Source organism: Methanomassiliicoccaceae archaeon DOK, assembly GCA_009911715.1.
Lineage (GTDB): Archaea > Thermoplasmatota > Thermoplasmata > Methanomassiliicoccales > Methanomethylophilaceae > Methanoprimaticola.
In genome coordinates this window covers 1,304,913-1,323,709 of the sequence record CP047880.1, presented here as the reverse complement: position 1 = coordinate 1,323,709, position 18,797 = coordinate 1,304,913, and the positions used below count along the sequence as shown (strand labels likewise).

7 protein-coding genes are annotated in these 18,797 nt (G+C 55.2%); 4 read left to right on the top strand and 3 right to left on the bottom strand.

Annotated features, from left to right (window positions below; translation table 11 throughout):
* The first annotated feature begins 55 nt into the window (after nucleotides 1-55).
* From JS82_06695 to JS82_06685, 3 genes are all read left to right on the top strand, one after another.
* Nucleotides 56-4,987 carry a hypothetical protein gene (locus JS82_06695; protein ID QHK17809.1) on the top strand — a complete coding sequence of 1,644 codons (4,932 nt, stop codon included), beginning with the start codon at nucleotides 56-58 and terminating at the stop codon, nucleotides 4,985-4,987.
* A gap of 551 nt (nucleotides 4,988-5,538) precedes the next feature.
* Nucleotides 5,539-8,847, top strand: coding sequence for a hypothetical protein (locus JS82_06690; GenBank protein QHK17808.1), 3,309 nt, complete (start codon nucleotides 5,539-5,541; stop codon nucleotides 8,845-8,847).
* A 164-nt stretch (nucleotides 8,848-9,011) separates the two neighbouring features.
* Nucleotides 9,012-9,308, top strand: coding sequence for a hypothetical protein (locus JS82_06685; GenBank protein ID QHK17807.1), 297 nt, complete (start codon nucleotides 9,012-9,014; stop codon nucleotides 9,306-9,308).
* A 14-nt stretch (nucleotides 9,309-9,322) separates the two neighbouring features.
* On the opposite strand, the gene JS82_06680 is transcribed toward JS82_06685, so the two are convergent.
* From JS82_06680 to JS82_06670, 3 genes are all read right to left on the bottom strand, one after another.
* Nucleotides 9,323-9,508, bottom strand: a complete 186-nt coding sequence (locus tag JS82_06680) for a hypothetical protein (GenBank protein QHK17806.1) — start codon at nucleotides 9,506-9,508, stop codon at nucleotides 9,323-9,325.
* Between the two features lie 513 nt (nucleotides 9,509-10,021).
* Nucleotides 10,022-11,026: a hypothetical protein gene (locus JS82_06675; GenBank protein QHK17805.1), complete on the bottom strand. Its 1,005-nt coding sequence runs from the start codon at nucleotides 11,024-11,026 to the stop codon at nucleotides 10,022-10,024.
* Between the two features lie 284 nt (nucleotides 11,027-11,310).
* Nucleotides 11,311-12,984, bottom strand: coding sequence for a hypothetical protein (locus tag JS82_06670; protein ID QHK17804.1), 1,674 nt, complete (start codon nucleotides 12,982-12,984; stop codon nucleotides 11,311-11,313).
* Nucleotides 12,985-13,233: 249 nt separating this feature from the next.
* On the opposite strand from JS82_06670, the gene JS82_06665 reads away from it, so the two are divergent.
* The gene (locus JS82_06665) at nucleotides 13,234-18,684 is read left to right on the top strand and encodes a hypothetical protein (GenBank protein ID QHK17803.1); all 5,451 of its coding nucleotides are present in this window, start codon (nucleotides 13,234-13,236) and stop codon (nucleotides 18,682-18,684) included.
* Nucleotides 18,685-18,797: the final 113 nt, after the last annotated feature.

Here is an 18,797-nt window from a genome sequence, read left to right as displayed (position 1 = left end):
AACTCGTTTCACGCCGTTTAGGAAGGATTCGTCATGTGTTCCTATGAATGCTATAATGAACGAGAAAGGAAGGCAGACCAAACTGCTGGCCGCGATCGCCATCATCGCGATGGTTGTCTGTGCTGTGGCCGTAGTCCTGCCTTCCGAGAATGTGGATGGTACCACCAACGCCACTGGCGATGGGACAGGCGCCATCATCACGTACACGATCGGAGACGGAAAACCTGTCCCCGTTAACAGTGGAGAACTTACCACATTCCTCGATGCGGTCAACGGAGCTACCGAGGATGTTGAGATAACCATCAACCAGAGTTTCACAGTGATCCCCTCGGGTGTTGAAGTATCCGAGGCCGCGCTGTGGTTTGACAACTCCAACGATGTCACCATAACCATCAACGGTGGCGACAACACAATCACCTTCAAAGGAACCAACGAGACCAGTGTCATCGGATTCTATGATGGCGCTGAGTACAGCGTCAGCGATCTGATCATCGACGGAGACTATGCCGCCGACACAAGCAAGTCCAAGCATGGAATCAACATGGTCGGAGCCGATGTAACGCTCGATAACATCACTATCAAAGATTGCGGTGCCGCCGGAATCGTCGTCAACGGCGGTGACAATGCGGAGCAGTCCTCCACCGTCAGCGCATCCAACATCACCACCTCCGGCAACGCCTGGGGCGGAATCAACGTCGATAGCGACGACGGAACAGCCAACTTCACCCTGTCCGGATCCAACAACTTTGGAGAGCAGGCCCAGATCTGGTCTGAGGCCGGTAACGTGTCGTTTACCGGTTCCGAGGACTTCGAGGAATATGGATGGATGAACTCCGATACCGAATCTCTTGGAGCAATGTGGCTCGAGGACGGCACCATGAAAGTCACCGACAATGCCGTCACAATCGGCGATAAAATCGTCATCCCCGCCGGCGCAACACTCACCATTCCCGAAACAGTGAAATCAATCACAGTCAGCGGAAGCATCACCGTCTACGAGGGCGGCTCGTTTGTTCACAAGGGCGTTACAGGTACGATTACCAATGTCATCGACCTTAACGATGCCAGTGTCTTAATTCCCACCATCACCGCTGATAACCTGCCTCTCTTCTCCGCCAGCGGAGAGGACCTTGTGGTCTCTGGAGCCCTTACGACTGAAGGAAACGTCTCCCTTTCCAACGGAACCACTCTTAAAGTCAACGGAGCACTCACAGTCGCCGACAACACTACTTTCACTGTTGCCTCTGGCTCCACACTTGAAGCCAGTAGCCTCACAGCGACCGGAGCATTCACCGGAACCATTACCATCGTGGACGCCACGAGTGCTCGGTCCCTCAACCTCGGAGCCGAACCCCCCTACATCATGGGTGATGACTTCCAGGGTTCTGTCAAACCCTATAAAGGAACTCTTGCTGTGCAGATAAATGCTGGCGAACTCACTCTTGTTTCCGGATCCTATGTTATCGGAACCAACGTACCTCTCGGAGCCACCTTGAACATAATGAAAGGTGTCGATCTTGGATTCACCTCTGGAAGCGTTAAAGTTTACGGAACAGTAAATCAGTATGGAACAGTTACTGCGATTGATGACACTAGATCTGAATGTACTCCCTCTAACAACATCTACGCCATTACCGTCGATACAAGCAATGTTAACGGTGCAGAGACTCCTGGAGTCTGGAATGCTCTCAATGGTGCTGTCTTCAAGAACATCACCCTTTCTGGAGACGGAACAATCAACGTCTCCGGTGCCATGATCGATGCAGAGCTGACCGGAGTCTACGGAACCAACACAACCTTCCCCCTTAACCAGAACATGGTCGTATCCGGTACACTCACCGTCACCGGACAGGCCACGCTCACCATTCAGGGAGGGCTGGAGATCCCCGAGGGAACCACCGTGTACATCGAGGAGGGTTCCAGAATCATCGTGAACAGTGGCACTGCCAATGTAATCATCGCTGGTAACCTCAACGTCTATGAGACCGGAGCTTTCACCGTTACCAAGTCCAAAGAGGTAGACATCTCCGGAACCGTTTCCTCTGAGGAGGACGCTGCACTTACATTCAACGCACCCACAAAGCTCACAGGATCGGCTTCGGTCACCTCCATGGGTACATTCACAGCCAACAACGGACTCGAAATCGGATCCGAGGCAACACTCAGTCTCCAGGGTGCCGTCGATACCAGCGGAATCAAGAACTCTGGAACCATCACCATGGACGGTGCCAGCATCGCCGGAGCTGCCACCATCAACATGGCCGCATCTGGAGCCGTCGTCAACATTCACTCCGTTTCCTTCGGAAGCACAAGTGCATCTCTGGAAATCACTGATGCTGGTCTTACCGTCGGTCAGACCGTCGCACTCAATAACAACAGTGTGACTATCAGTCTTGACGAAGATACATCCTATGTCAACTCTGCAATCGAGGGTCTTATCTTCACAGAGTCCGTCATCGCTAAGACGCAGGGAAGCGTCACGAGCTACGTCAATTCTCTGCAGATGTCCGGAAACGCCTCTGTGAATGTCAACTCTAACGATCAGATTAGTGAGACTAGCAACATCATCAAAATCGACATCTCCAGTACAGCTCACGTTTCTGACGAAAACATCGTTGGAACTGGAGTCGAAGTTACTGAAACTCTGAACGTCGACGAGAATATCGATATCAAAGTTTCCGGGCTCTTCACCGTTTCCGGTACAGTGACCCTAGCTGAAGGAGTAAACCTGAGCGGAAGCCAGACCACCGTCACCGGAAAGATCTCCGCATATGAGACTGTCACCGACGTCAACGCTGTTTATTACAGGGCAGCATCTGAGCCCAGGAACATCTACACCTCTCTGGCCACAGCTGTCGCCGACAATTCCGCCGCGACCACCAAGGTCTCCCTTGAGGTCATGGGAACGGTCATCGTCGACGAGAGTGTGCAGGTCCCCGCCACCGTCAACATCAACGGAACCGGAACCCTCCAGATCGGAGCCGCCGACAACCGCGGAATCACCGTTGACATCGCAGACGGCTGTGATGTCAGAGCCGATGCCGTCGTCTTCTCAACGCTCCACTTCCTCAACGACAGGAACGACAGGGGAGACGTCGAAAGCGATGTCACCATCGAGAACGGCAACGAGATCACCTACACCAACGTCGCCACCGCCCTTGCTGGCGCACAGCCCGGAGACGTTGTCACCATCACCGGAACCGACGTCACCATCACTTCCGACCTCACCGTGCCCGCCGAGGTTACCCTCGTCGTGCCCCTCGGATCCACCGTGACCGTCAACAACAATGTCACCCTGACCGTCAACGGTAACCTCACCACAGCATCCCAGATCGCAGCTGAGACCACCTTCGATGAGGAGGTCTCCGACACCACATCCAGGCTGGTCGTCAACGGAACCTTCCAGACCACAGAGGCCGGTACTCTTGATCAGCTGTACACCTACTACGATGTCGCTGGAGCGTACTACATCGCTCTGACGACCACCGGACAGTACAAGTTCATCGAGCCCGTCGCCATCGCAGCCGAATCCGACGCCACTGCCATCTACATCTATGGAGAGAACACTGTCGGAGACATCGCCTTCACCGGGACTGAGACCGAGCCCGTGACCGTCACCGTCATGGGAGCCAAGACCAACGGCACCGCCGCCGACAACTACGCCGCCGCTGAGCTGAACGCCGGAACCGTCACCCTGCAGTACGCCGCACTCGCCGTGAACGGCTGGTTCACTGGAACAGTCGCCACAGCCGAGGGATCCGTCGACGCTGTCAACGTCACCGGACTCACCGCTGCCTCTACTGAGGTCTCCGCGGACGTCATGGGAATGACCGTATTCGGAACCGTCAACCAGGCCGAGACCGGTCAGAACGTGGACGACCCGTCCATCTCTATCGCAAGCGGACAGGTATATGTCCTCGGAACCGCCACCGTTAACGTCGACTTCGAAGTCGCGGAGGGAGCCACACTGACCATAACTGGCAGCAACGCCAAGGTCGATGCTGACAAGGTTATCATCAGGGGTACCCTGGTCGCACAGGAGTCTGGAAACGCAGACATTACGACTATCTACGTCCTCGGAACCTTCACCGTCGGAGCCGCCGACACCGCTGCCGGCGTCCAGCCCGGAGCCACCACCGTCAAGAGCCTCTACATCGGAGTCGATGATAAGTGGAACACATACACTGGTGCCGTTGTCAATGCCGAGAGCGCCCTCGGATCTGTCCAGACAATCTACCTCGCGGCCGACAATACTGTCAGTGATGCCCAGATCAACGGTAAGAAGACCACCGCGTACATGGTGCAGGACGAGCTGTACATGACAGTATACACTGTTCTGAACAACGTCCAGATCAACGCTGTCCTGACACCCGTCCTCGATGGAGTCTACGCCGACTACTGGCAGTACGAGAAGGACGGAAAGGTCACTCCTGTCGCCGCAACTGATATGGTTGGAACCATCAACACCGTCAGCGCATACATCGTCGAGGATGTATACCTGGTGACGTTCACCATCGAGTCGGGAATCTCCGATGTCTATGTCGACGGAGACCTCGTAGCCACCGCCGGACTCTCTGGGTACTACGGCAACGTCTACATCATGCTTCCCGCAGGTGAGCACACCGTCACATACAGGCTCGACAACGGATTCTCTGGAACAGTTACCATGACAATCAACGGTCAGACAATGACCGACGGCAAGTTCACACTGTCTTCCGACATGCCCTACCTCAAGGACGATGTCGACTACCACGGAGACATCGACTTCGAGCATCCGTTCGGAGAGCAGTATGGTAGCACCACCACAGACTTCGTTGTGTACAACATCGTCATCACAGGAGTCGAGGCATCTGGACCCGTCACCCCCGACACACCGTCCACTGGCGGAGACGACAGCCTCGGCCTCACCGACTACCTGCTCATCGTCCTCGTGGTCCTGATCGTCGTCATGGCAATCATCGTCGCCATCAGGCTGATGAGGAGCTGAATGTAACGTAAACCGAACGAAGAAAGGGTTGAACGACAGAGAACGTGAAAAACCGAGTACATCTGCTCCCACGTTGAGAGAGCGTGAACCCACGGAAACCTGAACAGCAAACGAGAGGGACGGAGTTAAGGGGCCGTCCCTCCACCTTACATTTTACCCTTTCCCGAACTATACAAATCATCGAGCATCTGTTCCTCTGAACCGATTTCAAGACGATTTCAGCATGTTTTCTGACGATTTTCAAACCGCAGCTGGTCGGATTCAATGTAGAAACTTCTTGTTTCACGCCGTTTAGGAAGGATTCGTCATGTGTTCCTATGAATGCTATAATGAACAAAACGAACGGAGTGAAACTCTTCGCTCTGGTAGCTGTGCTCGCCATGGTGTTTGCTGGCTCTGCACTCCTCTTTTCTGAGGAGAGCAATGCGGCGTCTAATGACGATTATCAGATCTACGGAGCTAACACCCTGACCGCTCCCCAGCCATTCAATAATGTTAACATCAGGGTCGTCGAAGACCTAACAATTAGCGGTGCGGGAGACCTCCAGATCATGAACGGAAACTTCATGGTCGACGAAGGCGTCACAATCACCCTTCAGAACGGAGGTAAGATTACAGTAACTGGTGGCCTCGTTACAATCAATGGAGAAGTAGAGGTCAATAAAGGCTCTTCATTTGCCATTAATGGGGAGTCCACCACCGATATCGAGTCTAACGCTGTCGTAGTCAACGGAAAACTCACAGCTACAAACAGCGGAATCATCACATCTGATGCTTCTGACAGGCAGATTTTCATCAACAACGGAGGAACCCTTGAGGTCAAGAAGAACGCCTCCATCTCCAACATCGACGCCAACATCGCCGTTGGAGGAACATTCAAGTTCAACGGCCTCTCCGACAGTGGTTTCACAGTCTCTTCCTATGGAACCGGCACCGTTGTCTCCGATGCCTCCATCGAGATCAGTAACACAACTGCTGGTACAAAGGACGTTTCCAATCTGACATTCACCACCACTACCAGCAACATCAACGCTTATCAGAAGGACGCTGATGGAACCACACTCATCAAGCAGTACATGCTCAACATCGACGGAACAGTCGCCGATGGAAGCATCACCCTTAACGGCAACGATCTCTCTGGATACTACACATCCGAAGATGCGGCAAAAGCCACAGTGTCCCATATGTACAACGACTTCGTACAGGGAACCGTCGTAATTGGCGGTAAGCTGACCGTCGAGGACACGGCCAAGTTCAATGTTACCTCTGGAACATATGTCCTCCTCAACGGAGAGCTGAACATCAAATCTCCTGAAACTGCAACCGAAGTCAATACCATTCAGGGAACCATCGAAGTCGTCGGAAAGATGACTCTGGATGCGAACGCTGTTGTTTCTCAGAATAACAACAACGACAGGGGAATACTCGCAGTCAACGGCGGTTCCGTCAACATCGACAATAACTCGGCCGTGGATGGAAAATTCGCCGTCTACGGAGCATTCTGGGAGGACGACAACGGCATCACACACATCACAGACCTCCAGACCGCGATCACTGATTCCGTCGCCGGAGGCGTCACCGACGTCTACATCTGCGGACTCGCCAACTCCTGGTACACCGGACAGAACCCCGATGACGGACGCGGAAGCTACGTCATCAGCTCTGATGTCACAATCCCCGACGACACCGATGTTACCGTCCTCTGTGGAGCCATCGTCGCCGAGGGAGCCACCGTCACAGTCTCTGCAGATGCGTCCCTTGAGTTCGAGGGCACATGGAGCGGAATGTACGTCCTCGGCAAACTCGTCGATCACGACACCAACATCAACGAGGATCAGATGAAGTACGAGGTCAAGAAGACCACGGACACCGACACCGAGACAATCTACACATACACCACGCTCAAGATCGCGCTCTCCGAGGCCCAGTCCGGCGAGACCATCAACCTCAACGGAACCGTCACCATCGACGAGAACCTGACCATTCCCGAGGGAGTCACTGTCGTCGCCGACGGCACTGTGGATGACACAGCTGCTGACACTCCCGGAATCATCGTGGAGAGCGCCACGTTCACTGTCAACGGAGTCCTGAACATGAGCGGAACCCAGTTCCAGCTCACTAAATCCGACAAGGCCGGTGCCGAGAACGGCAACATCGTTGTGAACAACTACATCTCCAATGTGAACGATGCTAACTTCATCAATTGGAATGACTGGAGCACCGACAGCGACATCCTCGACGGCGCCTACTTCAACGGAACCGTCGGCGAGGTCGAGGGCAACTTCATCTCCTCCGCCTCCGTCGCAGCCGATGCGTCCTCCACAACCACAACCATCGTCTTCTACGGCAAGGTCAACATGGGTGATGTCACATTCACAGCCCCAGAGGGACTTGACCAGACCGTGTACATCTACAACAACTCCGACGACTCCGCCGTAGCTGGAACCATCACCCTCTCCGGAAAGGTCACAGTCAACACATACAATGGGGACCTGACCGGCAGCATCACCGCTGGAGGCGCGACCATCTCTCTGGACGCCAACAAGGATGCCACAATCTCCAATGTCGCGATCGGTACAGACGAGGAGACGACCTACCAGATGCAGATCGCATCCATGAACAGGACCAGTGGAGGCGTTGCCACCTCCGACGGTGCCATCACCATCGTATCCGGCACCGTGTACATCACTGCCACTTACAACACGGACAACATGACCGTCGCCGAGGGCGCAGAGCTCGTCATCAGGGACGAGGGCAGCCTCATCGCCGGCACCAACCCCGGATACAGATTCAACACAACATCCGGAAACATGCCTCTCTTCACCGATTCTGTCGTATCCGGTCTTGCAGGACTGAAGGTCAACGGAACCGTCACTGTCAACGGCGACCTCACTGCTGATGTCGCATACATCAACGGAACCGTCAACATCACCGGAACCGGAACCTTCGTGAACAAGGTAGTCACCATGGTCAACGGAACAGTCGCCTCCCAGGAGGGAGCTTCCGCATCCTACGTCGTAGGACTCATCAACGGAACGATCTCCGGTGACGTTAACGCAGAGGCCATCGTCGCCTACCCTGGATCCGATGTCAGCGGAGTGAAGATCGTCGCGCCTGGATCCACCACCATCAACAGCACCAAGTTCTTCGTCAACGGAAACGAGGTTGCGACGGTCTACGCCAAGGATGGCGTCTACGGTGAGCTCATCCTCCTCATGACCGAAGTCAACGGCGTCAGGTATGACACCGCCAAGTTCTACGTCGACGAGGGAATGACCGACTGCATCAACGACTTCAAGTCTGAAGGGAACACCATCTACAACGAGCTGATTGGGGTCATCGACGGATTCAAGGGCATCATCTATGACGCCCAGAACGACACCTACGACTTCTCAGATTTCAAGGAGAAGCTCGCAGCAGTAAAGGGCAACTTCGAGATCGGAGACTACGAGAACATCTACATCGGAATGGAGCCTGCACTTGTGACAGGAGTCATCTCCGTTGGAACCGGTCTGAACCTTTACATCGACAGTCTCGCATGGGACCCGAATGTGGGATACCAGCTTGGAGTAGGGACCCATGTGATCTCGTTCGATGTCACCACGGGATACGATGGAACAAACGCCACCATCACCTTCAACGGACAGACTGTGAAGAACGGAGGCACAATCGAGATCACCTCCGACATGACGACGTTCACTCTGATGGTCTCCGGTGCCGTCCCGTCCTCAGGACAGGTCGTCATTGAGAACGGTGGAGACTCCGGCAGCCTCGGACTCACCGACTACCTCCTAATCGTCCTGGTCATCCTCATCGTCATCATGGCGATCATCGTCGCCACAAGGCTCATGAGGAGCTGAACGCACTGAAAAACAACTGCTCTAAGGGTTCGAACGTCAGACGAACGGGAACATCTGCTCGCACGTTGAGAGAACGTGAATCCTCACAGAGACCTGAATGACAAACAAGGATCCGGAGTTAAGGGGCCGGATCCGATTTCCCCCTTTTCTTATTCGACGATAGCATGAGCAGAACAAGGATCGGAGGGCTCTTGGAGTCCGCCAACACCGTGGACATCCTGCTCTACGTGCACGATCATCCGATGTGCCTCAGATCGGACATCTACCGGAAAGTCTCCCGCAACGCCCACACCAGGGAGAAGATCGACATGCTCTGTGACGAGAGCCTTCTGATCATGGAGCCAGCTGGAAAAGGGAACAGATGCGTGTTGACGCTCACCGAGAAGGGTCGGAGGATCGTCTGCCTTCTGTTGGAGGCAGAGGAGACCCTCAGGCACGGTGTCGATGAGGACTTGCTATGACATCGGATCCGTCATCAGCGGTCTTGTCTACCCCTCTCCGAGCGCATGCCTATCAGGAGCTCGCCGAGGTTCGTTCCAAGCTCCCCCTTCAGGCGGACCGGGTCATGGCAGTGACTCTTGCTGCGATCAACTGCCTCGCCCGTGCGGTGCATGAACATACCCGGATCGGAGTCAGGATTGCCCACCCTGGACTCGGGCAATATCACAGGATGCAGCCACTATGGATGGGCCTCTTCATCTCATTAGAATGGATGTGCAACGGCGATCGATGCGGGCGTGGCTCCGAGCCCGTGCATCCGACTTCGAGAGTCATGATTCAATCAGTTATGATCAGTACTCTTCAGCTAAACACCATCGATGACCATAGTCGGAACCCCATCAATCCGAGCGTGGTCGGTGACAGAGCCAGACATCTCGAATCCAAGCAGGATTCGGACGAATCGCATGCCGTCGATACGGTCACGATTCGATCAAAACATCATCGTTAACATCACAGTCATAGTCATCTTTATGTCAGTGATATAAACGATGATCATAACCCCGGACCCGAACGGCCTCGGGGAGAACGATCGGTTCAGAGCCGGGATGTCGGATGCGGATACGTTCCAGACTCCAGACCGATGCGTTCCGTTTCGATGCTGTGTACTGAGAAAGGATGTCGCAGTCTGCAGCACAATCCGGATGCGTATGTTCGCGGGGTTCAGCGACGGGCGTCACTCCCGATCCCCGGGCAGGGTGCAGACGTACCTCACCCTGGACGGGTCGAGCCCCAGGTCCTCAGCGAACCTCTCCGCCCTGGCCCTCCTGCTGCGGTAGCACACCTCCCACATGATGTCGTCGGGGCTGCCGCTGCACCTGATGATCTCCCTGAAGTACGGCATGTCAACGGGCGACAGCGAGTGCCCGATCACGACCACGCGCCCCACGTCGCGGAGCGAGTCGAAGAACCCGCGGTTCCTTTCTATGACGTCCTGGCACCTCTTCGCCGTAATCCCAAAGTACTCCTCTATCCCGGCCTTCGCGATCTCCATCGCCCTGCGCCTGGAGTCGCACCCCCACTCGCCGTCCCTCACCGGGTACTCCCCGTAGGCCTGGGCCGAGAGCCTGGTGTTCCTGGACACCTCCCCGTCGGCGTCCCTGACATAGGGGCGGTAGGAGGGGTCGTCCCGCAGGGACGACACCCACTCCCCGTATGACCTGTCCGGGTCGGAGCCGTGCCCCATCACGATGCTGCCGTCGCCCTCCGCCACGCTTCCGTGGATGTACAGGATGTTCCCGCGGGGGATCCCGTACCTGCTCTCCAGCAGGTCGGTGTAGTTGAAGTCGATGTACGCCCCGTCCGGGTCCAGCGGGACCGGCGGCTCCCACACGGACCCCTCGGCGCGGAGCGTGCGCAGCCAGGAGCGGAACAGGCGCGGGAGCTCCTCCTCGATGCTTGTGACCCCGGCGAGGCCCCTCTCCACGCACCCTTCTGCGTCCTTGTCATTATCAAAGGCGTCGTCAACCGAGTCCATGGCCATGCCGCGGTCCAGGAACCCGAGGCTCTCCTCGAAGTCGCCCCACAGGTCGGGGGACGACCCGAGGTAGGACTCCAGAGTCACCGCCATGCGGACGCCTTCGGGGCCCAGGGACAGCAGGTGCTCCCTGAAGTCCCTGTACGATGACCTGACCCCGTTGGCCAGGTCGAATCCGTTGCCGATGATGTAGAGCGTCCTCATCCGTTCCCCTCCGCCGCTCCCGATGTATGTGCCGTCATCCGATGGGGCTCCCTCCAATACAGCGGTCTTTGGAGTTTTGCGGTTATGCCATCAGGGCCAAATCTGACATTATGGATCTTTCTTGAATCGGTCAAGTGAATCACACGGACTTCTCATGGTGAGAGAGGATGGTCAATCTACCACAAAAATAGTTTGTACTCACCGTTTTTATTCAAGTAAAGGTTTGTCAGACTGTTAAGCGTGGGCTCTGCAACCTTGCACCAAGTGTGAGAGAGTACAGATGCTCACGCGCCCCTCTTGTTCTCCGAGTTCTTGAAGGTGTTGTAATCGATATAGGTTATTGCCGCTCTAAGCTCCGGAGGAATCCTGGCATGTTCGCCATTATCCCTGACGATATCCGAATAAGCGCTCTGGAGTTTTGACCTGTACGAGTACCTATTGATTATGCCGACTGAATAGAAATACATCAACGCCTCGCAGCGATGGAAGGATCTCGGCTTCCCGGACAGGAACCTATCAATATCTTCCAGTGATGTCACCGTGGAGCATTGGACTCTCATCTGTTCAACCTTGTTATCCAGATGTGCAATCATGGTGTTTATAAAAACGGACACATTCTCCGGGAGATCGTCAAGAGAGATTCCGAATTTCATTATGTAGTGGAACACTGGGATGTACTTGTTCCCTGTGCAAATCCTGCTGTCCGAAGCCCAGGTAAGGAAAGCAGTCTTGGATTCGAGCATCCCTGGGCGGTCGTAGAGGACATCCATCAGAACGTCCGATATGTCGTAACCGATGATTCCCTTCATCAACGATTTGAGGGACGTCTCGGTCGCGAACATCACGGCCAATTCGCCCGGTCCGGCCCTTTCGATCTCCTTCTCGTTAATGAACACCAATCTTCTGGACTGTGGATCAGCAGTAAGGACAATCTCACGAATCATGCTTCTGTACTTCTTAATCTCTGACGGAGTGGCGGTCGGGGAGAACTTGTCCAGATAGTTGTAGAGGACATCCAAGGAGGGGACAGTCATGTTCATGATCTCTACCCTCTTACCATCGTGTTCAACAAGGTATGGATTCCAAACTGTCTTCGTTAGATTCGAATCCACATCTACTCTGACCATGTGGTTTCTGATGCGGTCCAGATCCGTCTGTCTCAGAGAAGTTACAATGTCTGTGATGATCCCGTTTATCTCGCTGTCGGACATTGAATATCCGATGAATATGATGGGGTTGTTACACATCAGAGAAGTTATTCTGGACATGACTATCTTGGAGTCGGATTTCAGTCCGTCATAGTCCTCAGTAGTAATCACGATGGTGTCCGGTCTCTCCGCTGTCCCGTGAATTTTGAGTATATCCCCATACCCGTCCGAGTCGCTGAAGTAGTAGTCGTCTGGAAAAACGAGAACCGAATAGTCCGTGAAGACTTCCTGTTCCAGAAATCTGTCATAGTTCGTGGTAATCACAGCTGGAATCTTTCTGGACAGTTTTCTGAACATATTCAATTCCGTGACCAACTTGGGATCGTCCGTGAGTTCGATGTGTGAAACCCTATTGCATACGAGAACCTTGAACGGATCCAGCGTCTCCATGTTTTTCCATTCGTCATCGGATAGTTCGGGGAAATCGGAAAGACCGATTCTACCAGAGGATATTAGGTCGATCATAGTTTTACGGAGTTCGGTCGCAAGAGCGGGATTCACATCGTACTCCGGGTTGTCGCTTTCAATTTTCTTGCGCATGCCGTTGAGTTGGAAACGATCGATTCCTGATTTTGCTGCGATGTATTCCAAGAGCTCGTTCCAGCCCACCGTGTTGCAGTATCTCCTGGTTATTCCGGCACCGATGAAGAGAACTGGCACCCGCCTCTCCTTCAAAAGCTTATCCAAAGGAACGATGCGTTGTTCCAGTGGATTCTCATCCTTTCTACGCGACGCTCTTCTGGAAGACATGGTTCCTAAGAACGCACCCGGCTAAATAAGGTAATGGTCTGAAATTTAGAAATCAACTCCTGAACAGCTTTGGTAACATCACATGATGGTCTTATTGGTGAAAACCAAAAGTTCCATTGGAGTCATTTGTCACCTTCAATACGTCGTTTTGCATCAGACAATAATGAATTTCCTACGTTCTGATGTATTTTCATAAGAGTATAATCGCCGTTTAGGAAGGATTCGTCATGTGTTCCTATGATAATGAACATGAATGAGAAAGGAAGGCAGACCAAACTGCTCGCCGCCATCGCCGTGCTCGCCATGGTTGTTTGCGCGCTTGCTGTCGTCATGCCCTCTGAGGAGGTCCAGGGAGTGGAAACTAATGTTGCTCCCAATTCCGCTGACAACCTCCAAGCAGCCATCGATGCTGCTCAGCCCAACGATACACTCGTGCTGTCCGCCGGAGACTACGGTACTTCCTCCAGCTACAGTGTGTATAAAATTGACAAACCCCTGACCATTAAGGCGGCTGAGAACGCCGAGGTCAACATCTACGGCGGATTCGCCATCTACGGTCTCAATGGAAAAGCAGCTGTTGCTGTGGATGGTGTGTCCCTTCAGGGACTCAATATCTTCGTCAAGGGAGATGATAAACAGACTCTCGAGAGGTCTGGAATCACACTCCTCGGAAAGCAGGTGTCCATCACCGGATGCACCTTCACGCTTGACGAGAACGGAGAGCTTGCTAACGCCATCACAATATTCCCCTATGGAACATCCGATGCGAATCTCGACATCAAGGGCAACACTTTCGTGGGATTCAAATCCACTGCTACTTCTGGAAGCCAGGAATGGTCCGCTTCTGGAATCACTGTGGCCGAGAAATACTCTATGAACGACCGTTTCGGATCTGATTCTTTCACAACAACCACCCTCGGTCTCACCCCTGCCCAGGAGGACAGTCTTGTGGACGACAACGACTACCAGGACTGCACCAACGTCTACGACAGGACAGACTACACCGATTATGACTATGACACCACAGTGCCTGAGACCAACTACACTCAGGATGCTAACGGAGACATTGTTCAGAACAACTTCAGTGTCGCTGCTGGAGTCACTTACACCATCACTGGGGAGGAGTCTTACACCAATGTGAGCGTCCAGGGAACCCTCATCGTGAACGGAACCCTCAAGGCCGAAACCATTATCGTCGGTGAGAACGGAAAACTCTCCGTCGGAGCCGCTGGAACAGTCAAAGCTGACAGCATCACTGCCAGCAACAGCGGAATCGACGCGATTTACGTCGCGGATGGATCCTTCACTGGATCTGCGAAAACCAACGTTACTCTCGTCGGATCCTTCGGCGATGAGCCCTACTCCGGAACCCTGTTCGTAAACAAGGCTGGTGCGACTGGAACCGTCAATTTCAACGCTGATGGATCCATGTACATCCGCGGAAACGGATCCTTCGACGGAACCGTCAACAGGATTTCCGGAAACGACACTGTCGCTTCTGTTGACATCTCCTTTGAGGGCAACGGAAACTCGCACATCAAATTCACAGGAACCACCGTGGAGATCCTCGGAACCCAGGGACAGACAATCGCCTCTGGAATCTACAGCGATTTCGACACCAAGCTCAACGGCGTCACTGCCAATGAGAGATACACCGTCAACCTCAACAAAGTCACCATCGGATCCATCACGATCTCTTCCCCGATCAACGTGACCGAAAATGTAGTCATCGGAAGCAACGAGACCGTCATCTTTGACGGCGAGAACGGAAAGATCACCCTCCAGGACTCTGCGAAACTGTTCGTTCTCGGAAGCCTCAGGGCCGAGTCCGATGCTCTTGCGAAGCCCATTGTCAATAGTGCCAACGGATGCAAGGTCTATGCCATGAACGAGAGCGAGGTCCTCACGTTCGTCACTACGCCCGGAAACGTCACCGACATGAGCGAGACTGACATCACGATCACTATCAGCGGTACAGGCGACAATCCCGAGGCCGTCGAAGCTCTCAAGACAGCTCAGCCCGGAATGACCGTCAACTTCACCGGAAGCGGAAAGATAGTCATCACGGACACACTCGACCTCAACGGAATCACCATCGAGATCGCTGAAAGATCGGACATCACAATCCAGATCGGAAAAGGAACCGATGCCGGACAGAGGGCCTCCGTGACGATGGAGGATGTGACAGTCCAGAGCAACAGGACAGACTCCAGCATCGTTGTCAGCAAGGGATCCTCCCTCGACATCACAGAGTCCGACCTCTTCATCATCGTCGACGCCAAGGATGGATCCTCCGTTGATGTTAACAACGAGGATGTCGTCTACCAGAACACCTCCAGCCAGGTCAGCGTCGGATACGGAACCACCCTGACCCTCACCGGTAACGTCACATCCCTCGTCGACGTCTACGGAACCCTCGTTATCGACAGCACCGCCACCGTTCCCGCAAGGACGACAATGTACGTCTACCAGAGCGGGAGCCTCGTCGTGAACGGAACTCTGACAATCCTCGGAGAGGCCGAGTTCAAGGCCGGTTCCTCCGCCGAGATCAACGGAACCGTCACCGTTGGAGAGTACGCCACAGGCGGATCCGTCCTCGACGTCGACGGAGACTTCGTCATCAACGAGAACGGAACCGTCACCATCGCCGGCGTCGCCGACAACAACAGGAACAAGAACATCCTCGAGGCACCTGCAACCGGATATGACAAGGTAGGAGCCGGCAAGTCCGGATACGCCGACATGTTCGAGGTCTACGGAACCCTCGCCATGAACGGAACAATGTCCGGATTCATCCACGACTTCGGCACCGTCTCCATCGATGGAACATCCACCGGTGCCACCATCGTCCTGTACGATGGCCAGACCATCACAATCGGATCCGTCTCTGGAACCGTCAACGTCACCGACAAGGGAATCCTGGACGAGTCCATCAGGGAAGGCCAGTTCGTCTCCGACGGAAACGTCGTCTCTCTCACCAATGTGGAGAACGTCACCGTATCCGTCGTCAGCGAGAGGTTCGACTACGTCGACACCACCGGTGCCGAGGACAAGAACGTACGCAACTACAGGACCGTCATGTCTGTAAGCGGAGAGGCCACAGCCGTTATCAACGACAACTCGGCGACCGTCCTGATAAGCAGCAACGACATAGCTCCCGTCAAGAGCACAATGGATGATGAAGCCTCTGCCTATGTCATGGTCGCAGAGGGAGCCGAACTCAACTTCGGCAACTATGTCAACTTCACCGTCAACCACGCCCTCGTGGTGGATGGAGGAATCGAGTTCTTCACCGCCAAGAATGCGAACCCTGCCGACAACAAGGAGATGACAGGTTCCGGACCCATCACGGTCAACGGACTTATCGCAACATCCGAAAACGCCATGGCCATCACCAACATCAACGCCGTCAAGTACGTCGTCAAGACCACGGGCGTCGATGCCACCACCACAGACTACTACACCAACTTCGCTGACGCCGTCGCTGCCGCCCTCGATGCCGACAACGACAGGATCACCGTGCTCGGAAACGTCACCGTCGGAGAGGACGTGAGCATCGCTACCGGAATCGACGTGCAGATCCAGAACAACGGGTCCATCACCGTCGGAGAGGACGCCACCGTCGTCCTTGCGGACGGAGCCACGATAACCGGAGGAAACACCACACAGATCGTCGTCGAGGGAACTTTCACATCCCAGGACTACGCCGAGGACCTCAACGTCAAGGCCGTCCTCGCCGACGTCATGTCCACCCAGGGTGCCTCCAGGACCTGGACCTCCCTGGCCAACGCCATCGAGTCCGGAATGACCGAGATCACCCTCAACAGGGCCATCACCATCGAGGAGGACCTCACCATCCCCGAGGGAGTGACCGTCACAACCAACGTCGCACCCGCAGCGGACAACAACAACAGCTCCATCTACGTCGACGGAGCCACACTGACCGTCAACGGAACCCTCGCCATGCTCGAGACCACCGAGGGCGCCATCACCGTGAACACCGAGGACGAGGACTCCGAGATCGTCATCAACGGCGTCTTCTACGCCAGGACCATGACCTCCGCGGAGCCCGCGGCCATGGCCAACGTCGCCGGAGCCCACTTCGGAATCATGTCCGGAGCCTCCACCTACTGGTACGTCTCCAACATCGCATTCGCCGCCGAGACCGCGAGCGAGAACGACAACCTCGCCGGAAACACGGTCACCATCAAGGGAATCGTCTCCGCCGGAGACGTCACCTTCACATCCGTGGAGGACCTCGCCCTGAACATCAGCATCGTGAAGATGACCGTCGACACCACCAACCCGAACGCCCCCGAGAACATGACAATCCTCTCCGCGGGAACCATCACCCTCGGAGGAAACGTCAACGTCCAGATCGGAGACAACACCCGCGTCTCCGCCACCTTCGCAGCCCCCTGCGGAGACGGAACCTCCAACGCGTCCGTCCAGATGACCAACGCCCAGAGCGTCACCCTCCAGACCACGGTCACCGAGGGAGCCTCCGCCACCGAGTACGACGTCAAGGTCTCCGGAGAATACATTGGAGCCGTCACCGTGTCCGCCGGCACCGTCACAGCCGACGTCATCGTCGGAAAGGATGCGACACTGACCGTCGCCTCCGGAGCCACCATGGTCATCGACAACGCCGGCGACCTCAATGTCACGGCCACCGGCGACAAGGGACAGCCTCTGGTCGTCATCGAGGGAACCCTCGAGGTCAACCACGCCGACGGTATCGACGGAATCGGAGCCATCGAGGTCTCCGGAACCCTGGACGCTTCCAAGGGACTCAACATCGACACCAACACCGTCCGCGTCACCGGAACCCTGTCCGTCGCCGACGGAGAGGAGCTGGTCATCGGCGGAACCTCTGCCAACAGCTTCGGAAAGCTGATTCTCGGAGACAAGCCCTCCCAGCTCAACTCCGCAGCGACCGGGGCCGTTACTGGAACCGTCACATTCAGCCCCGCCGGATTCGGATACATCCTGGCCTACGCCGGAGCCGACCTCAGCGGAGCCGCCATCCAGCTCAACCCCGCCACCGGCGAGTCCGAGGCTGCCAGCACCGTGTACTACATCAACGAGGCCGAGTATGCCACCATCTACGCCTACGGAACCAGCACCCTCCCCGTCAACTCCATCAACGGTGCCGACGGAGCCATCGAGCTGAACGGATACGACACCAACCCCAGGTGGTACGAGACCGCCGAGGAGGCTGTCGCCGGACAGCAGGAAGCTGCTTTCGGCAACACCGACAGGATCTCCGCCTACGATGCCGCCTACGCTCAGTTCGCTGTCTCGGACGTCCCCGGAACCATCTCCCAGGGAACCGGTCTGACCATCTACATCGACGGCCTGACCATCGACACATACCTGACAATTGGTGAGAATTATGGATACTACCTGTCTGTCGGCACCCACACCGTGACCATCACGGCCAACGCCAACTACAGCATCGACAACGCAACCATCACCTTCAACGGACAGACCGTCCAGAATGGAGGAACCATCACCATCAACGCCGGCGATGTGTCCTTCACTCTCGCTGCCTCCGGAGCCACCCCCGCAGACACATCTGTTGTCATCGAGGGAGGAAACGGATCCGACATGGGTCTCACCGACTACCTCCTGATCGTCCTCGTCATCCTCATCGTGATCATGGCCATCATGGTTGCCATGAGGCTCATGAGGAGCTGAAGGTAACAACAGCAACGAATACAAAGGGTTGAACGCACAAGAACGCGAACAAACGAGTACATCTGCTCCCGCGTTGAGAGAGCGCAACTCACCAGAAACCTGAACAGCAAACG

Coding starts and splice junctions, on each gene's coding strand:
- JS82_06695 (QHK17809.1), top strand. CDS start 56: ATGAACGAGAAAGGAAGGCAGACCAAACTGCTGGCCGCGATCGCCATC.
- JS82_06690 (QHK17808.1), top strand. CDS start 5,539: ATGAACGGAAACTTCATGGTCGACGAAGGCGTCACAATCACCCTTCAG.
- JS82_06685 (QHK17807.1), top strand. CDS start 9,012: ATGAGCAGAACAAGGATCGGAGGGCTCTTGGAGTCCGCCAACACCGTG.
- JS82_06675 (QHK17805.1), bottom strand. CDS start 11,026: ATGAGGACGCTCTACATCATCGGCAACGGATTCGACCTGGCCAACGGG.
- JS82_06670 (QHK17804.1), bottom strand. CDS start 12,984: ATGTCTTCCAGAAGAGCGTCGCGTAGAAAGGATGAGAATCCACTGGAA.
- JS82_06665 (QHK17803.1), top strand. CDS start 13,234: ATGAATGAGAAAGGAAGGCAGACCAAACTGCTCGCCGCCATCGCCGTG.